General features: G+C 68.6%; 13 protein-coding genes. 3 read left to right on the top strand and 10 right to left on the bottom strand.

Annotated elements, in window-relative coordinates:
• Positions 1–52: 52 nt before the first annotated feature.
• The 6 genes from ABLE88_RS17585 to ABLE88_RS17560 all read right to left on the bottom strand — a co-directional run bounded on the left by ABLE88_RS17585 (position 53) and on the right by ABLE88_RS17560 (position 7,244).
• The gene (locus tag ABLE88_RS17585) at positions 53–1,561 is read right to left on the bottom strand and encodes an amidase family protein (protein ID WP_348833005.1); all 1,509 of its coding nucleotides are present in this window, start codon (positions 1,559–1,561) and stop codon (positions 53–55) included.
• A 619-nt stretch (positions 1,562–2,180) separates the two neighbouring features.
• Positions 2,181–3,488, bottom strand: coding sequence for an MFS transporter (locus tag ABLE88_RS17580; protein ID WP_348833004.1), 1,308 nt, complete (start codon positions 3,486–3,488; stop codon positions 2,181–2,183).
• A gap of 298 nt (positions 3,489–3,786) precedes the next feature.
• On the bottom strand, positions 3,787–4,770 hold the full coding sequence (locus tag ABLE88_RS17575; protein ID WP_348833003.1) for a SphA family protein: 984 nt from the start codon (positions 4,768–4,770) through the stop codon (positions 3,787–3,789).
• Positions 4,771–4,881: 111 nt separating this feature from the next.
• Complete coding sequence (locus ABLE88_RS17570) at positions 4,882–5,430, bottom strand: cupin domain-containing protein (protein WP_348833002.1); 549 nt, start codon at positions 5,428–5,430, stop codon at positions 4,882–4,884.
• Between the two features lie 26 nt (positions 5,431–5,456).
• Positions 5,457–6,296, bottom strand: a complete 840-nt coding sequence (locus tag ABLE88_RS17565) for an HpcH/HpaI aldolase family protein (protein ID WP_348833001.1) — start codon at positions 6,294–6,296, stop codon at positions 5,457–5,459.
• 507 nt (positions 6,297–6,803) lie between these two features.
• Complete coding sequence (locus ABLE88_RS17560) at positions 6,804–7,244, bottom strand: GlcG/HbpS family heme-binding protein (protein WP_348833000.1); 441 nt, start codon at positions 7,242–7,244, stop codon at positions 6,804–6,806.
• Between the two features lie 118 nt (positions 7,245–7,362).
• On the opposite strand from ABLE88_RS17560, the gene ABLE88_RS17555 reads away from it, so the two are divergent.
• The 3 genes from ABLE88_RS17555 to ABLE88_RS17545 all read left to right on the top strand — a co-directional run bounded on the left by ABLE88_RS17555 (position 7,363) and on the right by ABLE88_RS17545 (position 9,102).
• Positions 7,363–8,166, top strand: a complete 804-nt coding sequence (locus ABLE88_RS17555; protein WP_348832999.1) for a FadR/GntR family transcriptional regulator — start codon at positions 7,363–7,365, stop codon at positions 8,164–8,166.
• A gap of 16 nt (positions 8,167–8,182) precedes the next feature.
• Positions 8,183–8,566: a nuclear transport factor 2 family protein gene (locus ABLE88_RS17550; protein ID WP_348832998.1), complete on the top strand. Its 384-nt coding sequence runs from the start codon at positions 8,183–8,185 to the stop codon at positions 8,564–8,566.
• A gap of 194 nt (positions 8,567–8,760) precedes the next feature.
• Positions 8,761–9,102, top strand: coding sequence for a hypothetical protein (locus tag ABLE88_RS17545; protein ID WP_348832997.1), 342 nt, complete (start codon positions 8,761–8,763; stop codon positions 9,100–9,102).
• 130 nt (positions 9,103–9,232) lie between these two features.
• On the opposite strand, the gene paaZ is transcribed toward ABLE88_RS17545, so the two are convergent.
• Genes paaZ through paaN form a run of 4 tightly spaced genes read right to left on the bottom strand, consistent with a single transcriptional unit; the run spans position 9,233 to position 16,248 of the window.
• The gene (gene paaZ / locus ABLE88_RS17540) at positions 9,233–11,266 is read right to left on the bottom strand and encodes a phenylacetic acid degradation bifunctional protein PaaZ (protein ID WP_348832996.1); all 2,034 of its coding nucleotides are present in this window, start codon (positions 11,264–11,266) and stop codon (positions 9,233–9,235) included.
• Positions 11,263–13,368 carry a 3-hydroxyacyl-CoA dehydrogenase NAD-binding domain-containing protein gene (locus ABLE88_RS17535; RefSeq protein ID WP_348832995.1) on the bottom strand — a complete coding sequence of 702 codons (2,106 nt, stop codon included), beginning with the start codon at positions 13,366–13,368 and terminating at the stop codon, positions 11,263–11,265. Before ABLE88_RS17535 ends, paaZ begins: the two co-directional genes overlap by 4 nt.
• A gap of 3 nt (positions 13,369–13,371) precedes the next feature.
• Positions 13,372–14,577 (bottom strand): 3-oxoadipyl-CoA thiolase, encoded by a 1,206-nt coding sequence (pcaF, locus tag ABLE88_RS17530; protein WP_348832994.1) that lies wholly within the window; start codon positions 14,575–14,577, stop codon positions 13,372–13,374.
• 21 nt (positions 14,578–14,598) lie between these two features.
• Complete coding sequence (paaN, locus tag ABLE88_RS17525; protein WP_348832993.1) at positions 14,599–16,248, bottom strand: phenylacetic acid degradation protein PaaN; 1,650 nt, start codon at positions 16,246–16,248, stop codon at positions 14,599–14,601.
• Positions 16,249–16,333 lie beyond the last annotated feature (85 nt).

The raw sequence follows: 16,333 nt of genomic DNA, 5'->3' as shown, positions 1-16,333 counted from the left end.
GCATCTCTCCGCTTCATGCGCTTGGTTCCTTGGTGTCGGGGCGGCGCGCCGTCTAGAGGTTGGGCGGCGGCGCGCTGCCGAGCACCGACGCCAGGGCGAGGCCGACGGCGAGCAGCGTCCGGTCGCTGCCGCCAGGGCCGAGAAGCTCGAGGCCGACGGGCAATCCGCTCCCGGCCAATCCCGCCGGCAGGATCAGGCTCGGAAATCCCGTGCAGCTGCCGAGCGCCATGTTCCGCGCTACCGCGGCCGCCAGCGGCACGCGCATGCTGCCGACCATCACCGCGTCCTCGACGCCGATCGGCGGCGGCGGGACCATGGTGGCGGGGAACAGCAGCGCCGCCGCCCCGGTGCGCGCGAACCAATCCGTCATCTGCGCGGTCATGGCGGCGCGCAGGGCCAGCGCCGCCTCGTGCTGCTCCCGCGACGGCCGGTTCGGCGGCAAAGCGAGGGCTTTGAACAGGGTCTTCACATTGTCGCTGACCGACGCGAACATCCCGTCGAACGAGACGCCCGCCTGGTAGCGCGCGAGGAAGCCGGCGATGCTCGCCTGCGCCTCGAAGGAGATGATGGTGGCAGCCACCTCGGGGGAGCGGGAGACGATCTCCGGCGCCGGCGCCTCGACCACCACCGCCCCGGCGCTCGTGAGCCTGCGCAGCGCCTCGGTGGCGAGGCGCTCCACCTCGGCGTCCAGCCCCTCCCAGAAGAACGCCCGCGAGACGCCGATCCGGATGTCCTTCAGCGGCAATGGACCGAGCGGACGCCCGTCGCGCGTCACCGCCGCGTCGAACAGGGCGAGGTCGGCCACCGTGCGCGCCACCGGGCCCACCTGATCGAACACGCTCGTTAGGGGCATGATGCCGTCATCGGGATAGCGGCCGTAGGTCGGCCGCAGCCCTACGAGCCCGCAGCACGCCGCCGGCAGCCGGATGGAGGCCCAGGTGTCCTCGGCGACGGCGAGCGGCGCCATGCGCGCAGCCACGGCCGCGGCCGACCCGCCGCTGCTGCCGCCGGGGATGCGGGTGAGGTCGTAAGGGTTGCGCACCGGGCCGAAGGCGCCGTTGTTGCTGGTCCAGCCGAAGGACAGCTCGTGGAGGTTCGTCTTGCCCATAACGGCGCCGCCCGCCGCCTTCAGCGCGGTGACGACGGCGGCGTCGACGGCCGGCCTGAAGTCGCGCAGCGCGGCCGTGCCGTAGGATGTCGGCAGGGCGACGGTGTTGACGCTGTCCTTGACCGGGATCGGCAGGCCGTGGAGCAGGCCGGGCCTTGCGCCTGCGGCCCGCTTGCGGTCGGCGTCCCGCGCCGCCTCGAGCACGAGGTCGCCGTCGAGGACGCGAAAGGCGTTGAGCTGGGGAAGGGCCGCGGCACGATCGAGGAGCGCCTGCGCATAGGCCTCGGTGGTGATGTCGCCCCGTGTCATGGCGGCGACCGCCTCGGTCGCGGTGAGATCGGTCAATCCGCTGCGCGCCGCCGCTGGCACCGAACCCTCCATCGCCAAGATCGTGGCGGCGCCGACGGCCTGCGCCGACTGCTTCAGGAACGCGCGGCGGTCCACTCGGTCCATCGACATCGCCTCCCGGTCCGCCAGGACGTGCTCGTCTTCCTGCACGTTGGGACCAGCAAAAGGTTAGCCTCGGGCCGGGGGCGATAGTATCGGGCGGCGGATATTTCAGAGATACGCGTGGAGAATGACGCCGCGGCCCAGAACCGGGCATTGGCGCCTGCCGACGCATCCTCGCCAATGCCGGTTGGGCACGCAAGACCACCGAGGGCTCGGGACACGGGCGAGCGCCGGCGAGCGATGCCGATGCGGATGACCTCGACGCAGCGGCAATCCAAATTTGCCCTGTAGCCCCGCCCGTTGGCCGATCCCCTCCGAGGTGCGCGCCAGGGCGGCGCGCGCCCGATCTGGCAGACGGAGAGCGGCCGCGCCGTCGAAAGCGACGCCGTGCCGGTCGTGGTCAGGACACGAACATTTCCGTCCCTTCACGAGCCGGTAAACGGAATCCAAAATCAGCAATTGGATATAACCAAATGCGCCGCCTTCGATAAGACGAAGAGGCTTAAAGGTCATATATTCCGCATTGGGATGCAATATGCCGTGACGGTCGGACGCCAGACATGCCTTAGACTGTATCCTCGCCGATGATCTTGCAGCCTAGCGGAACCGCGCAGTCGTCTTTTTAGGTTTTTCTCGGAGCGCTCGCTCCGCGCCCCGAGCTGGCGCACAGGCGCCATCGTAAAGCAAAAACCGCCGCCGCAGCCCCGAGCGAAGTCAGTGAGACCAGCGGGAAGAGAATTGTTTGGTCCAAGGCGCTCCCGACCAGGACGCCACCAATCACCGGACCGGCAATGGCGCCGATTCGGCCGACGCCGACCGCCCATCCGATGCCGGTGGAGCGCAGGTTGGTCTCATAGAAGGCGGCGCAGAGGGCGACCGTGCACATCTGCGCGCCGAGGCTCATAAAGCCGGCGGCGAATGCCGCCGAAAAGAGCAGCCACGTGGAATGTCCGATCAGCCCCATCGACGCGATCACGCCGGCGCCAACGGCGAATGCGGCTCCGACCACCAGCGCGGGCCCGAAGCGATCGCCCGTGCGTCCGATCAGCAGGCAGCCGCAAATGGCTCCCAGGTTGAGGACCACCACGGCGAGCACCGCATTCTGCATATCCCCGCTTTCCCGCGCCACGAGGAGGGGCAGCCAGTTTATGAGAAAGTAGGTCAAAAGCAGGCTGAGGAAAAAGGCGCACCAAAGCAGCAGCGTGCCCGTGGCGCGCGCGGGGGTGAACAGCTCGGCGACCGAGGCCTTGATCTCGTCGCGGGCGTGGCTGACGCCGTCCCACCGAACAGCGGGGAAGACCCGCGTCATGATCCTCGCCGCCTCATCGGTGCGCCCTCTGGACATCAGGAATTGGGCCGATTCGGGGATAAAGCGCCAAAGGAAGGGCACGCTCAGAAGAGGGGCTGCGCCCGCCACCACGAAGACGCCCTGCCACCCGATCTTCGGCAGCAGCACGGCCGAGGCCACTCCGCCGACGACGGCGCCGAAGGGAAAGCCGCAGAAGACACCGGCGACGAGTGTCGTACGCAGCCGGCGGGGCGCATATTCCGCGGTAAGGGCCACAAAACACGGCAGCGCCCCGCCGAGGCCCAGGCCGGTAATGAAGCGGATCAGGATGAGCGTCCGCACGTCTTCCACGAGGACCGTCGCGAGCGTTGCGAGCGCGAACAGCACTACCGAACACAGGAGCGCCGGCTTGCGGCCGGCCACGTCTGCAATCCGGCCCACGGCCACGGCGCCGACGAGACCGCCAAACAGGCCAGCGCCGAACACCGCACCGAAGTCGCCCGCCGGAACATTCCAATGTTGGGCGATCTGCGGCGCGACGAAGGCGATGGCCTGGGTGTCGAAGCCGTCGAGCATGGCGACCAGGCCGCAGAAGGCGACGATACCGAGCTGGGCTCGGCTGAGTCGGGTGATATCGAGCATCTCGTCGAGCGTCCTCGCCCGGCCGACGGAAGCGTGATCTATAGTCTTCACGGACTGGTCCTCCCGAACCACCTGAGACCGAGCTGACGAGCCCCACGGGCTCATCCGACGCTCGCCCTCTGACGTTTTGATTGTCACTGAATCCCTCGCCCGCCGCCAAGACGCTGCCCACTCCGGCAGACGGCATGAGCACGCGTTGCTCAGCCGGCATCGCGAGCTGAGCGGGGAACGTGTTCTCGCTGCCAAAGTTGGCGGGCGATTCCTCGAGCAAACTGAAACAATTTGCCCGGATCACATCCTAGAATGCCATCAGGCGGAAGTTGAGGTTGGCATAGATGCGGAAGCCCTGGCCGATCGCTGCGGAATCCGCGGCATGTTGGTTCGGCGAACCTCCCGAGGCGCTCGACTGCAAATCCGACAGTCCCCACATCGTCAGTTTGCACGGTCCGAAGTCGTAACCGACCATGGCCCCTACGCTCCACACGTTGAATCGCTCCATGAAGATGGCATTGTCATAGAATGGACTTGATACGTCGCTGGTCAGCTGCCCCACATAAGAGGCAACCGGCCCGAAGCTCCACTTGCCCACCGCCTTCGTGGCGACAAAGTCAACATGCAGCAGATCGCCGCTCTGATAGCCGGTGTAGGAGTTCTCGGTATTGAATTCGCCGTAGATGTGGGTCGAGAGATTCCAGCCGTCTTTCAGGTAGGAAACGCTGAACTTGGGCATCAGCGTCCACCAGGGATTGCCGACGCTGGAGAGCCCGGTTTTCCCGGAGATGGTTCCGTCGGGAATGCCGACGCCGAGCCCGGCTTGGACGTAGAATCCACTGTCAGCGAGCTTCCAGCTCAGCAGCGCCGGGAAGACGACTGTGTTGTGCATGCCGGCTTGGGACGAATTCACCGGGGCGGTGGTGCTCGACATGTTGAACGGCTGGACGATGATGGCCTCGTATTTGGCGCCGAGAAACGTCCATCCGGGAGAGAAGAGGAGTCCGGTTGCCCAGGTGGCCGTCTGGGCGTGGGTGGAGCCGCTCGGAAGATGGGGCGCGCCGGGTCCGACGAGTTCGCCATAGGCGCCGAAGGCGATGTTGAAGCTGTAGAGACCATCGGGCGGCGTAGCGGCGGTGGTCGCCATGAACACGCCCGGCGGCAGCAGCCAGCCGGGATAGCCCCGCTCGAAGGCCGCGGCCTGGTGTCCGCAGCACAGGGTCGCGACGGAGGCGAGGGCGGAATAGCCGGCCACGCGCCGCAGATTGATCTTGCACTCGTCGAACGTCATCGAAAGTTCCTCCCGTGAAGCTGATGCACTTGTTCGTGCTTTTGTTCATTTTTGACGACACCGTTGAATTGCGCGACGTCTTGGCGGACGCGCGCCGGCATTCCTTTGACACTACGTCGACTTTTCTGCCTCCAAGGGCACCGCGTCGATCATGCAGCCGACCAGCAGCGCGGGCTCGCTCGATCGGTTGCTCCAGGCATGGTTGGTTCCCCGGATGACGACGGTATCGCCGGCCGTCATGAGCACCTCCTCGACATCGGTCACGAGGTAGATCTCGCCCTTCACGCAGACGATGCAGTCCAGCGTATCGGTGCGATGCATGCTGGGGTGCCGCCGAAGATCTTCATCGCTCGGAGCGTGTTTCTGCTCGACCTCGACATTGAGTTCGAGAAGCCGCTTCCTGTGCGCGTCCTGGTCCTTCGCATCGGGCGGAATTTCCAGCGCCCGGAAGAGCATTCCGCCGGGAAACGGCTCCCGGGACTTGAGATCGAGGCCGCGGTCGGCGGCGATGCTGTTGTCGACCGGGACCTCCCGGGTGCTCCAGAGCGTCGCGCGCCAGAAAAATCCTGCGCTTTCCTGCACATTGGTCGCGTCGGTCATGAGCACGGCGGACCTGCCATCGTCCCTGGGACCGACCACGTACCGCTTCAACTTCGCCATGGGGGCCAACTCCACGCTTTGGTCGCTCAGGATTTGAATGCGCTCGGCGGCAGCGGCGGCCGGGTGAAGGCGGTGCCGTCGACCGCCTCCTTGAGCGCCCGCACGGTCTGCTCGCACGTCTTGCGGAAGGCCAGGGCATCGAGGCCCAGGCAAAAGACGGAGACGCCGTCCTCCAGCGCCTTGCGGCACGTCTGCGGGGTGGGATCGAGAACCGGCCCGCCGATGACGGCCACGTCGTGCCGGCGCGCCGCTTCGAGGGTCCTGCGGTAGGCGTCCTGGACTTTCGGGCTCGCCATCATGGCCGTGCCCTCGCCCATGGCGTAGGCGAGGTCGCCGGCGCCGAACACGATCATGCGCACGTCGGCCATGGCGCAGATGTCGTCGATGCGCTCGACCGCGTCCGGGTGCTCGATCATCGGCACCAGCGCCACCTCGCTGTTGTTCCATTGCGCGTAGCGATCGAAGCCGTTGAAGGCGTAGCGCGCCGCCCGCGTCGCCGGGCAGATGCCGCGCGTGCCCTTCGGCGGGAAGAAGGCCGCGCGGGCTGCCGCCTCCACGTCCGCCGGCGACTTGATCATGGGCAGGAAGATGCCCATGGCGCCGGCCTCGATGGCGCGGCGGATATCGGTCCCGGCGTGGGCATCCGCCACCCGGACGAAGGGAACCAGGCCGGCATTCTCGGCCGCTGCGATGACCGCTTCGAGCGCGCGCACGTCCGCCCCCGAGTGCTCGGCGTCGAGCATGACGAAGTCGAAGCCGGTCAGTCCCAGAATCTCGATCAGCGCGACATGCCCGGTGAAGCATTGCATCCCCAGCGGAATCTTGTGATCGGCCAGCATTCGCAGGATGCGGTTCGGCTCTGGCATCATTTCCTCCAGCCGTGCCCGGGCGATGCGCCGCCCAGGCTTGCGACTAAATACCAAGTGACTTGGTCACATTATCATGATCGTCGACGAAAGGAAGGCCGCCGGCTCCCTTTTTCCATGCCGCGCGACCGCGACCGTGATCCGCGCATCACATTTTCGCGTCTGATCAATGGGTTGAAATGAATTTCCAAAAATTTGGTTGGTCACGATCGGAGCGTTGCAACCTTGCGGAATGGTGCCCGCGCGAGTTGCCGGCACGGCGTCGACCGGGCGGCCCGCGGGATTGCACTGGCGGGCGGTTGCCGCGCCCTGTCGCGGACCGGCGGGCAAGGCGCCGGCGGCCGCGCCGGTCAAGCCGCAACAGCGCCGCGGCCGTGGACCACCGGCGCGCGGCCTAGCTCGAACCGATAGGCCGGCCGCGCGCTTTTTCGTCCGGCAAGGCGGTGGGTCGATGGTGGTGCTTCCGGGTTCCGGACGCCCTCTCCAGGGCGCCGCCCCGGTCGTCGGTCAGGACAGATCGGCACCCGCATCCCAGGAGTAGGCCGTCGCCTCGATGCCGGCGATCGCGCAGGCCTCGTCGTGATCAGGGAGGTCGCCGCTGACGCCCACCGCTCCAACGATCGCCGCATCATGGGGCGAGCGGATCAGGACCCCGCCAGGGACGGGAATCATGTTGCCCCCGGACAATCCGCTCAAGCCGACGAAAAAGGCCGGGTGATGCTTGGCGCGGCCGACGAGCGCCCGCGTACCCATGCCAAGGGCCAGCGCGGAAAGGCCCTTGGCCTTGGCGATGTCTTCGCGGAGCAGGCTCGAACCGTCTTCCATCTGGAGCGCGACGAGGCATCCGCGCGCATCGAGCACGGCCACGGTCATGGGATTGAGCTGCCGAGTACGTGCCGTCTTGAGCGCCACCTCGGCGACCACCAGTGCTTCTTCCAACTTTATCATGGTCTCTCCGCTTCCTCTCGCGCGGGCTTTGTCCGCCGCCGAGCCCAGCATTGACGATCCGCATAAAGTTTGCTAGTCACTTGGTGTCTTCGTTGGGGTGGAAATCGGATGTGCGGGAATGGAGCGTGACCAATTTGCGGGCGAAAAGGCCTCGATCCACAAGGGCAACGTCGCCGATCGCATCTTCCACGATTTGCGCGACGGCATTGTGTTGGGTCGTTTCGCGCCGGGGTCCAAGCTGCCCACCGAGCGCGATCTCGCGCGTCACTACGACGTGAGCGCTCCGACGGTGCGCGAGGCCATACGGGGGCTTTCGCTGATCGGCCTGCTGGACGTCCGGCACGGCAGCGGAACCTATGTCACCGCCAATTCCGATGCGCTGATCTCGCTGTCGCTGAGCACGCTGATCCAACTCCGGAAGCTCGGCGTCGTCGAGATCCTGAGCGTGCTCGGGGTTCTCAACGAGCTCGCCGCCAGCCAGGCCGCGACGGTGGCGACGGCGGAGGATCGTAAGGCCCTGGAGGCTGCGCTCGACGCCTTCGCTTCCGTCAAGAGCGTGCCCGAATCCGCGCAGGCGGTGCTCGCCTTCCACTCGGCCGTGGTGGCGGCGGCCCATAACCCGCTGCTGACGTCGCTGTGCGGCTTCCTCATTCAGCTCCAGACGGAGCTCGCCCTCGAACTCGCCGGCTCGTCCACGACGGTCTGGCGCAAGATCTTCGCCAAGCTGCATCCGAGCCGGGTCAAGCTCGTCAAAAGCATCATCGCGGGGGATGCGTCGGCCGCTCGGAAGGCCGCCGGCGAGTTTCACGCCTTGGCGACGCAAACCATCAGCTCGCTTCCCCGCGCGCAGGAGGTGCGCCTCACCGATCCGCGGCTCGGAGACTTCCTGTCGTCCTTGATCGAGCGCATGGGGCGCTCCTGATCCGCGGGAGTGGTCGATGGGAGCGGCTTTTGCATTTTCCGAGGACATCGTCCTGGAGCTGGAGGCGTCGCGTCGCCAGGCGATGCTGAACGGCGCGGAAGACGATCTCGACCGGCTTCTGGCCGAGGACATGCTCTGGGTGCACGGGTCGTCGGCCGTGGACGGAAAGTCCTCCTTCATCGCGAAGTTCAGGGCCGGCGATCTGCGATGCTTCGACCTCGACTATACCGAGCCCTCGATCCGCCTGTACGGCCGCACCGCGCTGGTGAGCGGGACGGTGAACATGGACGTCGCCATTCTTGGCGAGCGCAGGCGCTCGACCAACAGGTACGTGTGCGTTTGGTCCCTCGTCGGCAATGCGCCGCAGCTCGTCCACTGGCAGTCGACACGGATCCCATAGGGTGTGCTCCGCCCCCAGGGCGCGGCAATTCTCGGCCTGTCGTCCTCTGCCGGCCCGGCAGAGGACGTTCGATCCGATCCGTCGGCGCGGCGGACCGACACCGCATCGTGGCCGGCGGAGACGCGGCGCCGCCTCCGGTCTCGCCGCTGGGCGGTGTGACCCACCAGACACGTCCCACCCATGGAGCGATCGAAGTGGTGTCTTCTTTCCTGGCCTGTGCCGGCATCACCATCATCAGCGCCGCGGTCGGCCTCGGCTTTTCCGTGGCCGCGGTGCGAACGGCGTCGGCCGAGGCGCGCGGCGTCGCCCTGTACGCCACGTCGCGGAGCGCCTCCCTGCTCATGGCCAGCCTGCTGTCGCTCGCCACGCATCCCGCATGGCTCGCGGCCATGGCGCTCACGATGGTGCTGGTCCAAGCGGGCGACTCCGCCATCGGCGTGCGGAACGGATCGCTCCTCAAGACCGCCGGGCCCGCGGCAACGGCAATCATCAATCTGGCTGCCCTCCTCTGGATGATGTCGACGGCCAGCACCTGATTTCGACCACTTCTCCGTCTCTCCGCCGCAACCAGCCCTCTGGGCATCGGAGCGGAACGGGCGACGCCGGTCCTCGCTCTAAGCCGCCGAAGTTGTGAATTTCGCGCCGAACCGCAACGGCCTTGAGCCCTTAGACCCGGCTGCTCATGGTCAGCAGTTCGTAGCGGGCCACGGTGTCGCCGTCCTGGTTGAACACCTCCGCATCCCAGCGCACCTCGCCATATTCTGGCTTGCGGGCCGGCTGCTTGGTCTTGACTGTCAGACGCACGCGGATGGCGTCGCCCGGCGAGACGGGCTTCAGGAAGCGCAGGGAATCGAGCCCGTAATTGGCGAGCAACGGCCCCGGCGCGGGATCGACGAACAGGCCCGCCGCGAAGGACAGGATGAGATAGCCGTGCGCCACCCGGCCGGGGAAGAAGGGATTGGCCTTCGCCGCCGCCTCGTCCATGTGGGCATAGAAGGTGTCGCCGGTGAAATGGGCGAAATGCTCGATGTCCTCGAGCGTGATGGTGCGCGAGGCGGTTTCCACCGTGTCACCCACGTTCAGGGCATCGTAGTTCCGCTTGAACGGGTGCTCCGCCGTCACCGGCGCCGGCGCGCCGGAGAGCCAGGTCCGCGTCAAGGCGGAAAGGCGGGCGGGCGAGCCCTCGAGGGCGGTGCGCTGCATGTAATGGAACACGCCGCGCAGCCCGCCCATCTCCTCCCCGCCGCCGGCCCGGCCGGGGCCGCCATGGACGAGGCCGGGAAGCGGCGAGCCGTGGCCGGTGGACTCCTTGGCGCAGTCGCGGTCGATGAGCACAAGGCGGCCATGGTGCGAGGCGATGGCGAACACCAATTCCTCCGCGACAGCGGAATCGTGGGTGTAGAGCGAGGCGACGAGGCTGCCCTCCCCCTTCGCCACCAGCGCGACCGCATCCGCGAGGGTGCCATAGCCCATGACGGTCGCGACGGGGCCGAAGGCCTCCACCTCGTGCGGCGTCCGCGCCGCAAGCGGATCGGGGCAGCGCAGCAGAACGGGAGCCATGAAGGCGCCCGTGGCGGCATCCGCCCCAACCGGCTCGACCTTGTCCGGATCGCCGAACACGATCTGCGCCTCGCGGGCGATCTCCCAGACCGCCGCCTGCGTGGCGGCGCGCTGGGCGCGGCTCGCGAGCGGACCCATGCGCACGTCCTCGCGGCGCGGGTCGCCCACTGCGACGGCGGCAAGGCGCGCGGCCAGCGCCGCGATCACCGCCGCCTCCTGCGCCTTCGGCACGAGGATGCGGCGGATGGCGGTGCACTTCTGGCCGGCCTTCACCGTCATCTCCCGCACCACTTCGGTGATGAAGAGGTCGAACTCGGGCGTGCCCTCCACCGCATCCGGGCCAAGCACCGCGGCATTGAGCGAATCGCGCTCGGCGATGAAGCGCACGGCATTGCGCGAGACAGCCGGATGATCGCGCAGCGCCTGCGAGGTCGCGGCCGAGCCGGTGAAGGAGAGCACGTCCTGCCCGGTGAGATGGTCCAGCAGGTCGCCGGCCGCACCGCAGACGATCTGCAGGGACCCCGCCGGCAGGATGTTCGCCTCGATGATGAGCTTCACTACGGCCTCGGCCACGTAGGCGGTGGCGGTGGCCGGCTTGGTGATGACGGGCATGCCCGCGAGGATGGCCGGGGCCAGCTTCTCCAGCATGCCCCAGCAGGGGAAATTGAAGGCATTCACGTGCACCGCGACGCCGTGGAGCGGGGTGAGCACATGGAGGCCGATGAAGGTGCCGCCCTTGGACAGTGCCTCCGGCGCGCCTTCCACCACGAAGCGCTCGCCCGGCAGTTCGCGCCGCCCGCGGGAGGCGTAGGCGTAGAGCGTGCCGATGCCGCCGTCGATGTCGAAGAAATTGTCCCGCTTGGTCGCGCCAGTGTCGGCGGCCAGTGCATAGAGCGCGTCCTTGTGGGCGGTGAGATGCGCGCCGAGGGCTTTGAGCATGTCGGCGCGCTCGTGGAAGGTGAGGCGCCGCAGCGCCGGCCCGCCCACCTCGCGCGCATGGCGCACCATGGCCGCGAAATCGAGCCCACGGGTGGAGGCCCGCGCCACCACGCGCCCGTCGATGGCGCTCGGAATGTCCACCAGCCCGGCCTCGGGGGTGAACCAGCGGTCGAGGGCGTAGCTGTCGAGGATTTGGGTCATTGTATCCCTCCCATGGGAGCGCCGGCCTTGCGCCAGTCTGAAAATGTCCCGCCCGCTGCGGCGCGTTCGAGGAGGAGCGGTGCCGGCTCGGAGCCCGCGCCGCCGGTGGCATGGGCGGCTTGAACCTCGGCGAGGATGGCGGGCAGGCCGAGCGTGTCGGCGGCGAACATGGGGCCGCCCTTCAGGCGCGGGAAGCCGTAGCCGTGGACGAAGGCGAGGTCGATGTCGGACGCACGCAGGGCAATGCCCTCGGCGAGCGCCTTCGCCCCCTCGTTCGCCATCACCGCCAGAAGCCGAAGCTGGATGTCCGCGGGCGTGAAGGCGCGCGGGACGATGCCCTTCGCCGCGCGGGCCTGCTCGATTGCCCGCGTAACGAAGGCATCGGGCATGCGGTTGCCGGCCGCGTCATAGGCATACCAGCCCGCGCCGGTCTTGCGGCCGAGCCGACCCGCCTCCACCAGGGCATCGGCGATGGCGACATAGCGCTCGTTCGGGTCGCGCGTGGCCGCCCGGCGCATTCTCATGGCATAGGCGATGTCGAGGCCGGACATGTCGGACACCGCGAAGATGCCCATGGCGAAGCCGAACGCCTCCAGCGCCGCATCCACCGCCTCGGGCGCAGCCCCGTCCTCCACCAGATACTCCGCGTGGCGCCGGTACACCGCATAGATGCGGTTGCCGATGAAGCCGTCGCAATTGCCCGCCACCACCGGCTGCTTGCCCATCTTCTTCGCCAGCGCGAGGGCGGTGGCCAGCACATCCGGCGCGGTATGGGTCGCCTTCACCACCTCCAGCAGCTTCATGATGTTGGCGGGGGCGAAAAAGTGCAGGCCCACAACGTCCTGCGGTCGCGCGGTCGCGGCGGCGATGGCGTCGAGGTCGAGATAGGAGGTGTTGGTGGCCAACACCGCGCCTTGCTTTGCTATCCGGTCGAGGCGGCCGAAGATGTCGGTCTTCACGGCCTGGTCCTCGAAGGCCGCTTCGACGATGAGGTCGGCATCGGCCAGCGCGGCATAGTCGGAGGAGGGCGTGAGGCGGGCGAGGCGCTCGGCCTTCCGGGCCTCATCGATGCGGTTGCTCTTCACCTGCCGGGCATAGACGGCGTCGATCCTCTCGACGCCCGCCTGCGCGGCGGTGGCGTCGCGCTCCACCAGAGTGACCGGGTATCCGGCATCGAGCAGGGCGACGGCGATGCCGGCCCCCATGGTGCCGGCGCCGATGACGGCGAGGGATGCGAGCGGGCGCGCTTTCGCCCCCTCGAGCCCAGGCACCTTCACCGCCTCGCGCTCGGCGAGGAAGAGATGGCGCAGGGCCTTGGCTTCCGGGCTTTCCCGGAGCGCGAGGAAGGCCGCGCGCTCGGCCGCAAGGCCGGAGGCGAAGTCGCCGTCCCGTGATGCCTTGATGACGCGGATGGCCTCGGCGATGGCCGGCACGCCCTTCGCCCCTTTGAGCGCCTTGGCGGCGGCCGCCTCCGCCGCCGCCGGATCGCCCGCGGGCGCCGGCAGGGCGGAGAGGCGGCGCTTGGCCTCAGAGGGCGCGCGGGCTATGGCCTCGGCGAGGAGGTCGCCTTCCGCCACCGCGTCCAGAAGACCGAGGGACAGCGCCTCGCCGGCCTTCAACACCCGGCCCTCGCAGACCAGAGCGATGGCCTGCGCCACCCCGACCAGCCGGGCCAAACGCTGGGTCCCGCCGGCACCGGGGATGAGGCCGAGCCGGGTCTCGGTGAGCCCCACCAGCGCCGTGGGCGAGCCCAGCCGCACGTCGCAGGCGAGCGCGATCTCGCAGCCGCCGCCCAAAGCCGCCCCATCGAGGGCGGCGACCACGGGCTTGGTGCAGGCCTCGAGCGCGCCCACCACCTCCGGCAGGAAGGGCGCGTCGGGCGGCAACGCCATCTCGCGCAGATCCGCGCCGGCGACGAACCGCCCCGGCCCGCCGCTGAGGACAAGCGCCGACACCGCCGCATCGGCGTCGAGCGCACGCACGGCATCCAGCAGCCCCTGCCGCACGCCCTTGGACAGGGCATTCACCGGCGGATGGTCGATCCGGACGACCGCAACCGCGCCGTGGCGGCTGATGGTGACGGGAGACGTCAGGGCGTCCACCGCTCAGACCCGCTCGATGAGGGCGGCGATTCCCTGGCCCACGCCGATGCACATGGTGGCGACGGCGCGCTTGCCGCCGCGCACCTCCAGCGCGCTCACCGCCGTCATGGCGAGGCGGGCGCCGGACATGCCGAGGGGATGGCCCAGCGCGATGGCCCCGCCATGGGGATTCACATGCTCCGCATCGTCCGGCAGGCCGAGCTGGCGCAGCACCGCCAGCGCCTGCGAGGCGAAGGCTTCGTTCAGCTCGATGAGGTCGATGTCGGAGAGGGACAGGCCGTTCTTTTCCAGAAGCTTGCGCGTGGCCGGCGCCGGGCCGATGCCCATGACGCGCGGCGGCACGCCGGCCTGCACCACCGAGAGGACGCGGGCGCGCGGCGTGAGCGCGTATTTTTTCGCCGCCGCCTCCGAGGCGAGGATGAGGGCGCCCGCGCCGTCATTGACGCCGGAGGCATTGCCCGCCGTCACCGAGCCGCCGTCCTTGCGGAAGGGGGTCTTCAGCGCGGCCAGCTGCTCCAATGTGGTGTCGCCGCGCGGGTGCTCGTCGCGTTCCACCAGAACCGACCCCTTCTTCGTCCTCACCTCGACGGGGGCGATCTCGCGGGCGAAGAACCCCGCCTCCTGCGCCGCCTTGGCCCGCTGCTGGGAGCGATGCGCGAACAGGTCCTGGTCGGCCCGGGACACCTGGAAGTCCTCGGCCACGTTCTCGCCGGTCTCCGGCATGGAATCGACGCCGTATTGCGCCTTCATCAAAGGGTTGATGAAGCGCCAGCCGATGGTGGTGTCGTAGATTTCCGCCTGCCGCGCGAAGGCCTCCGTGGCCTTGCCCTGCACGAAGGGCGCGCGGGTCATGCTCTCCACGCCGCCGGCAATGATGAGGTCGGCATCCCCGGTCATGATCGCGCGGGCGCCGATGCCCACCGCATCGAGGCCGGAGCCGCACAGCCGGTTCACGGTGGTGCCCGGCGCGCTCACCGGCAGGCCGGCGAGGAGCGCGGCCATGCGGGCGACGTCGCGATTGTCCTCGCCCGCCTGGTTGGCGCAGCCGAGGATCACGTCGTCCACCGCCTCCCAGTCCACGCCGGGATTGCGGTCCTTCAGCACACGGATGGGATGGGCGGCGAGGTCGTCCGCCCGCACGTCCTTGAGGGCGCCGGCATAGCGGCCGATGGGCGTGCGCGCGAAATCGCAGATGAAGGCGTCAGCCATGATGATCTCCGAAAAATAGGCTCAGGCGGCGGCCGGGCGGCGCACGCACACGACGCGGAAGCGGCCGGCCACGAAGGCCGCATCGGTGAGGCAGGCATTGCCGGCGGGATTGGCGCCGGAGACGTGGTAGTCGCTGAAGGCCGCGCTCTGGTTCACATAGATGCCGCCCGTGAGGTTCACGGAGAGCGGCACGCCGGCGCGCGCATAGGCCGGCACGGCGCGGGCGATCTCGGCCTCGTCGGTGGAATAGAGGGCGGCGGTGATGGCGCCCTTCTGCCGCGCGGCGCGGGCGGCGCGGACCACCCCATCGGCCGCATCGGCCACCGCGACGACGAAGGCGATGGGGCCGAACCGCTCTTCGAGATATGCCGCCTCGTCGGCGGCCTCCACCGCCAACAGAAGCGGCGTCGCCGTCCGCGCGCCCTCCACCTGCAGCGCCGCGCTGTCGCGCACGATGCGGCCGAGGCTGCGGGCTTCCTCGATCCGCGCGAGGGTCGCCGGATTCTGGATGGCGCCCAGCACCGCGGCGGCGCGGGCGGGCTCCGACAGCAGCGCATCGATGGCGGAGGCGATACCGCCGGCCACCTCGTCGAAGCTCTTGCGCCCCGCCTCGGTCTCGATGCCGCCCGCCGGCACGAAGATGACCTGCGGCGCCGTGCACATCTGGCCGCTGTAGAGCGAGAGCGAGAAGGCGATGTTCTGGCACATGGGGCCGAAGGCGGCCGTGGAGGCGACGACGATGGTGTTGACGCCCGCCTCTTCGGTGAACACCAGCTTGTCCTTCACGTTCTCCCGCAGCCAGCCGCCGAACTGCGACGAGCCGGTGAAGTCCACGATGCCGATGGCCGGATGAGTCGCCAATTGCTTCGCTATGGGCGCCTCGGCGGTGTCCGGGGCGAGCTGGATCACGTCCGGATCGAAGCCCTCTTCGCTGAGCACCTCGCGGGCGATGCGCACGGTGAGCGCCAGCGGCAGGATGGCGGCGGGGTGCGGCTTCACGATCACCGCATTGCCGGTCACGAGATCGGCGAACAGCGCGGGATAGCTGTTCCAGGTGGGAAAGGTGGCGCAGCCGATGACGAGGCCGATGCCGCGCGGCACCATATGGAATTCCTTGTCGAGGCGGATCGCGGAGCGGCCCATGGGCTTCTCCCACATGACGGCGCCGGGCACGCGGGACATCTCCTCATAGGCATAGGCCACGGCTTCCAGCCCGCGGTCCTGGGCATGGGGGCCGCCGGCCTGGAAGGCCATGGGGCCGGCCTGCCCGGTGGTGTGCTCCACCGCTTCGGCGATGAGGAAGCTCGCCTTGTTGAGCCGCACGAGAATTTCCAGCGCAACGCCCGTGCGCTGGGCGATGGAGGCGGCCGCCCAGCCGGCGCCGGCCTTCCCCGCGCGGGCGATCAGCTCGTCGACGGCGCGGGCGCGATAGGTGATGCCGAGCGCCGGGCCGAAGGGCGAAACCTCGGCGCCGACCAGGGGCGCGTCCTCGTCCGCGGTCAGCTCGAACGGATGACCTTTCATCGCCGCGAACGCCGCCTTCGCCTCGGCTGCCGTCCCTTCGGGATAGGCCTTGGGATTTTCCGGGAAGGCCGCCCAGAAGCCCCGTCCGCGCGCTGCGGCAACGGCGGATTCTAGCAGCGCAGCGTGGGCCGCGAACAGGTCAGCCATGGTCCTCTCCCTGTGCAGGGACGCTGTGCGATGATGTTGACAACCCCATCCCTTGGGCTAATGATTAACCGATCGTCCGGTTAAT

Origin of the sequence: Xanthobacter luteus (assembly GCF_040049235.1) — a bacterium.
Lineage (GTDB): Bacteria > Pseudomonadota > Alphaproteobacteria > Rhizobiales > Xanthobacteraceae > Xanthobacter.
The sequence above is the reverse complement of the archived record's forward strand: the minus strand, read 5'-3'. Positions and strand labels throughout refer to the sequence as shown.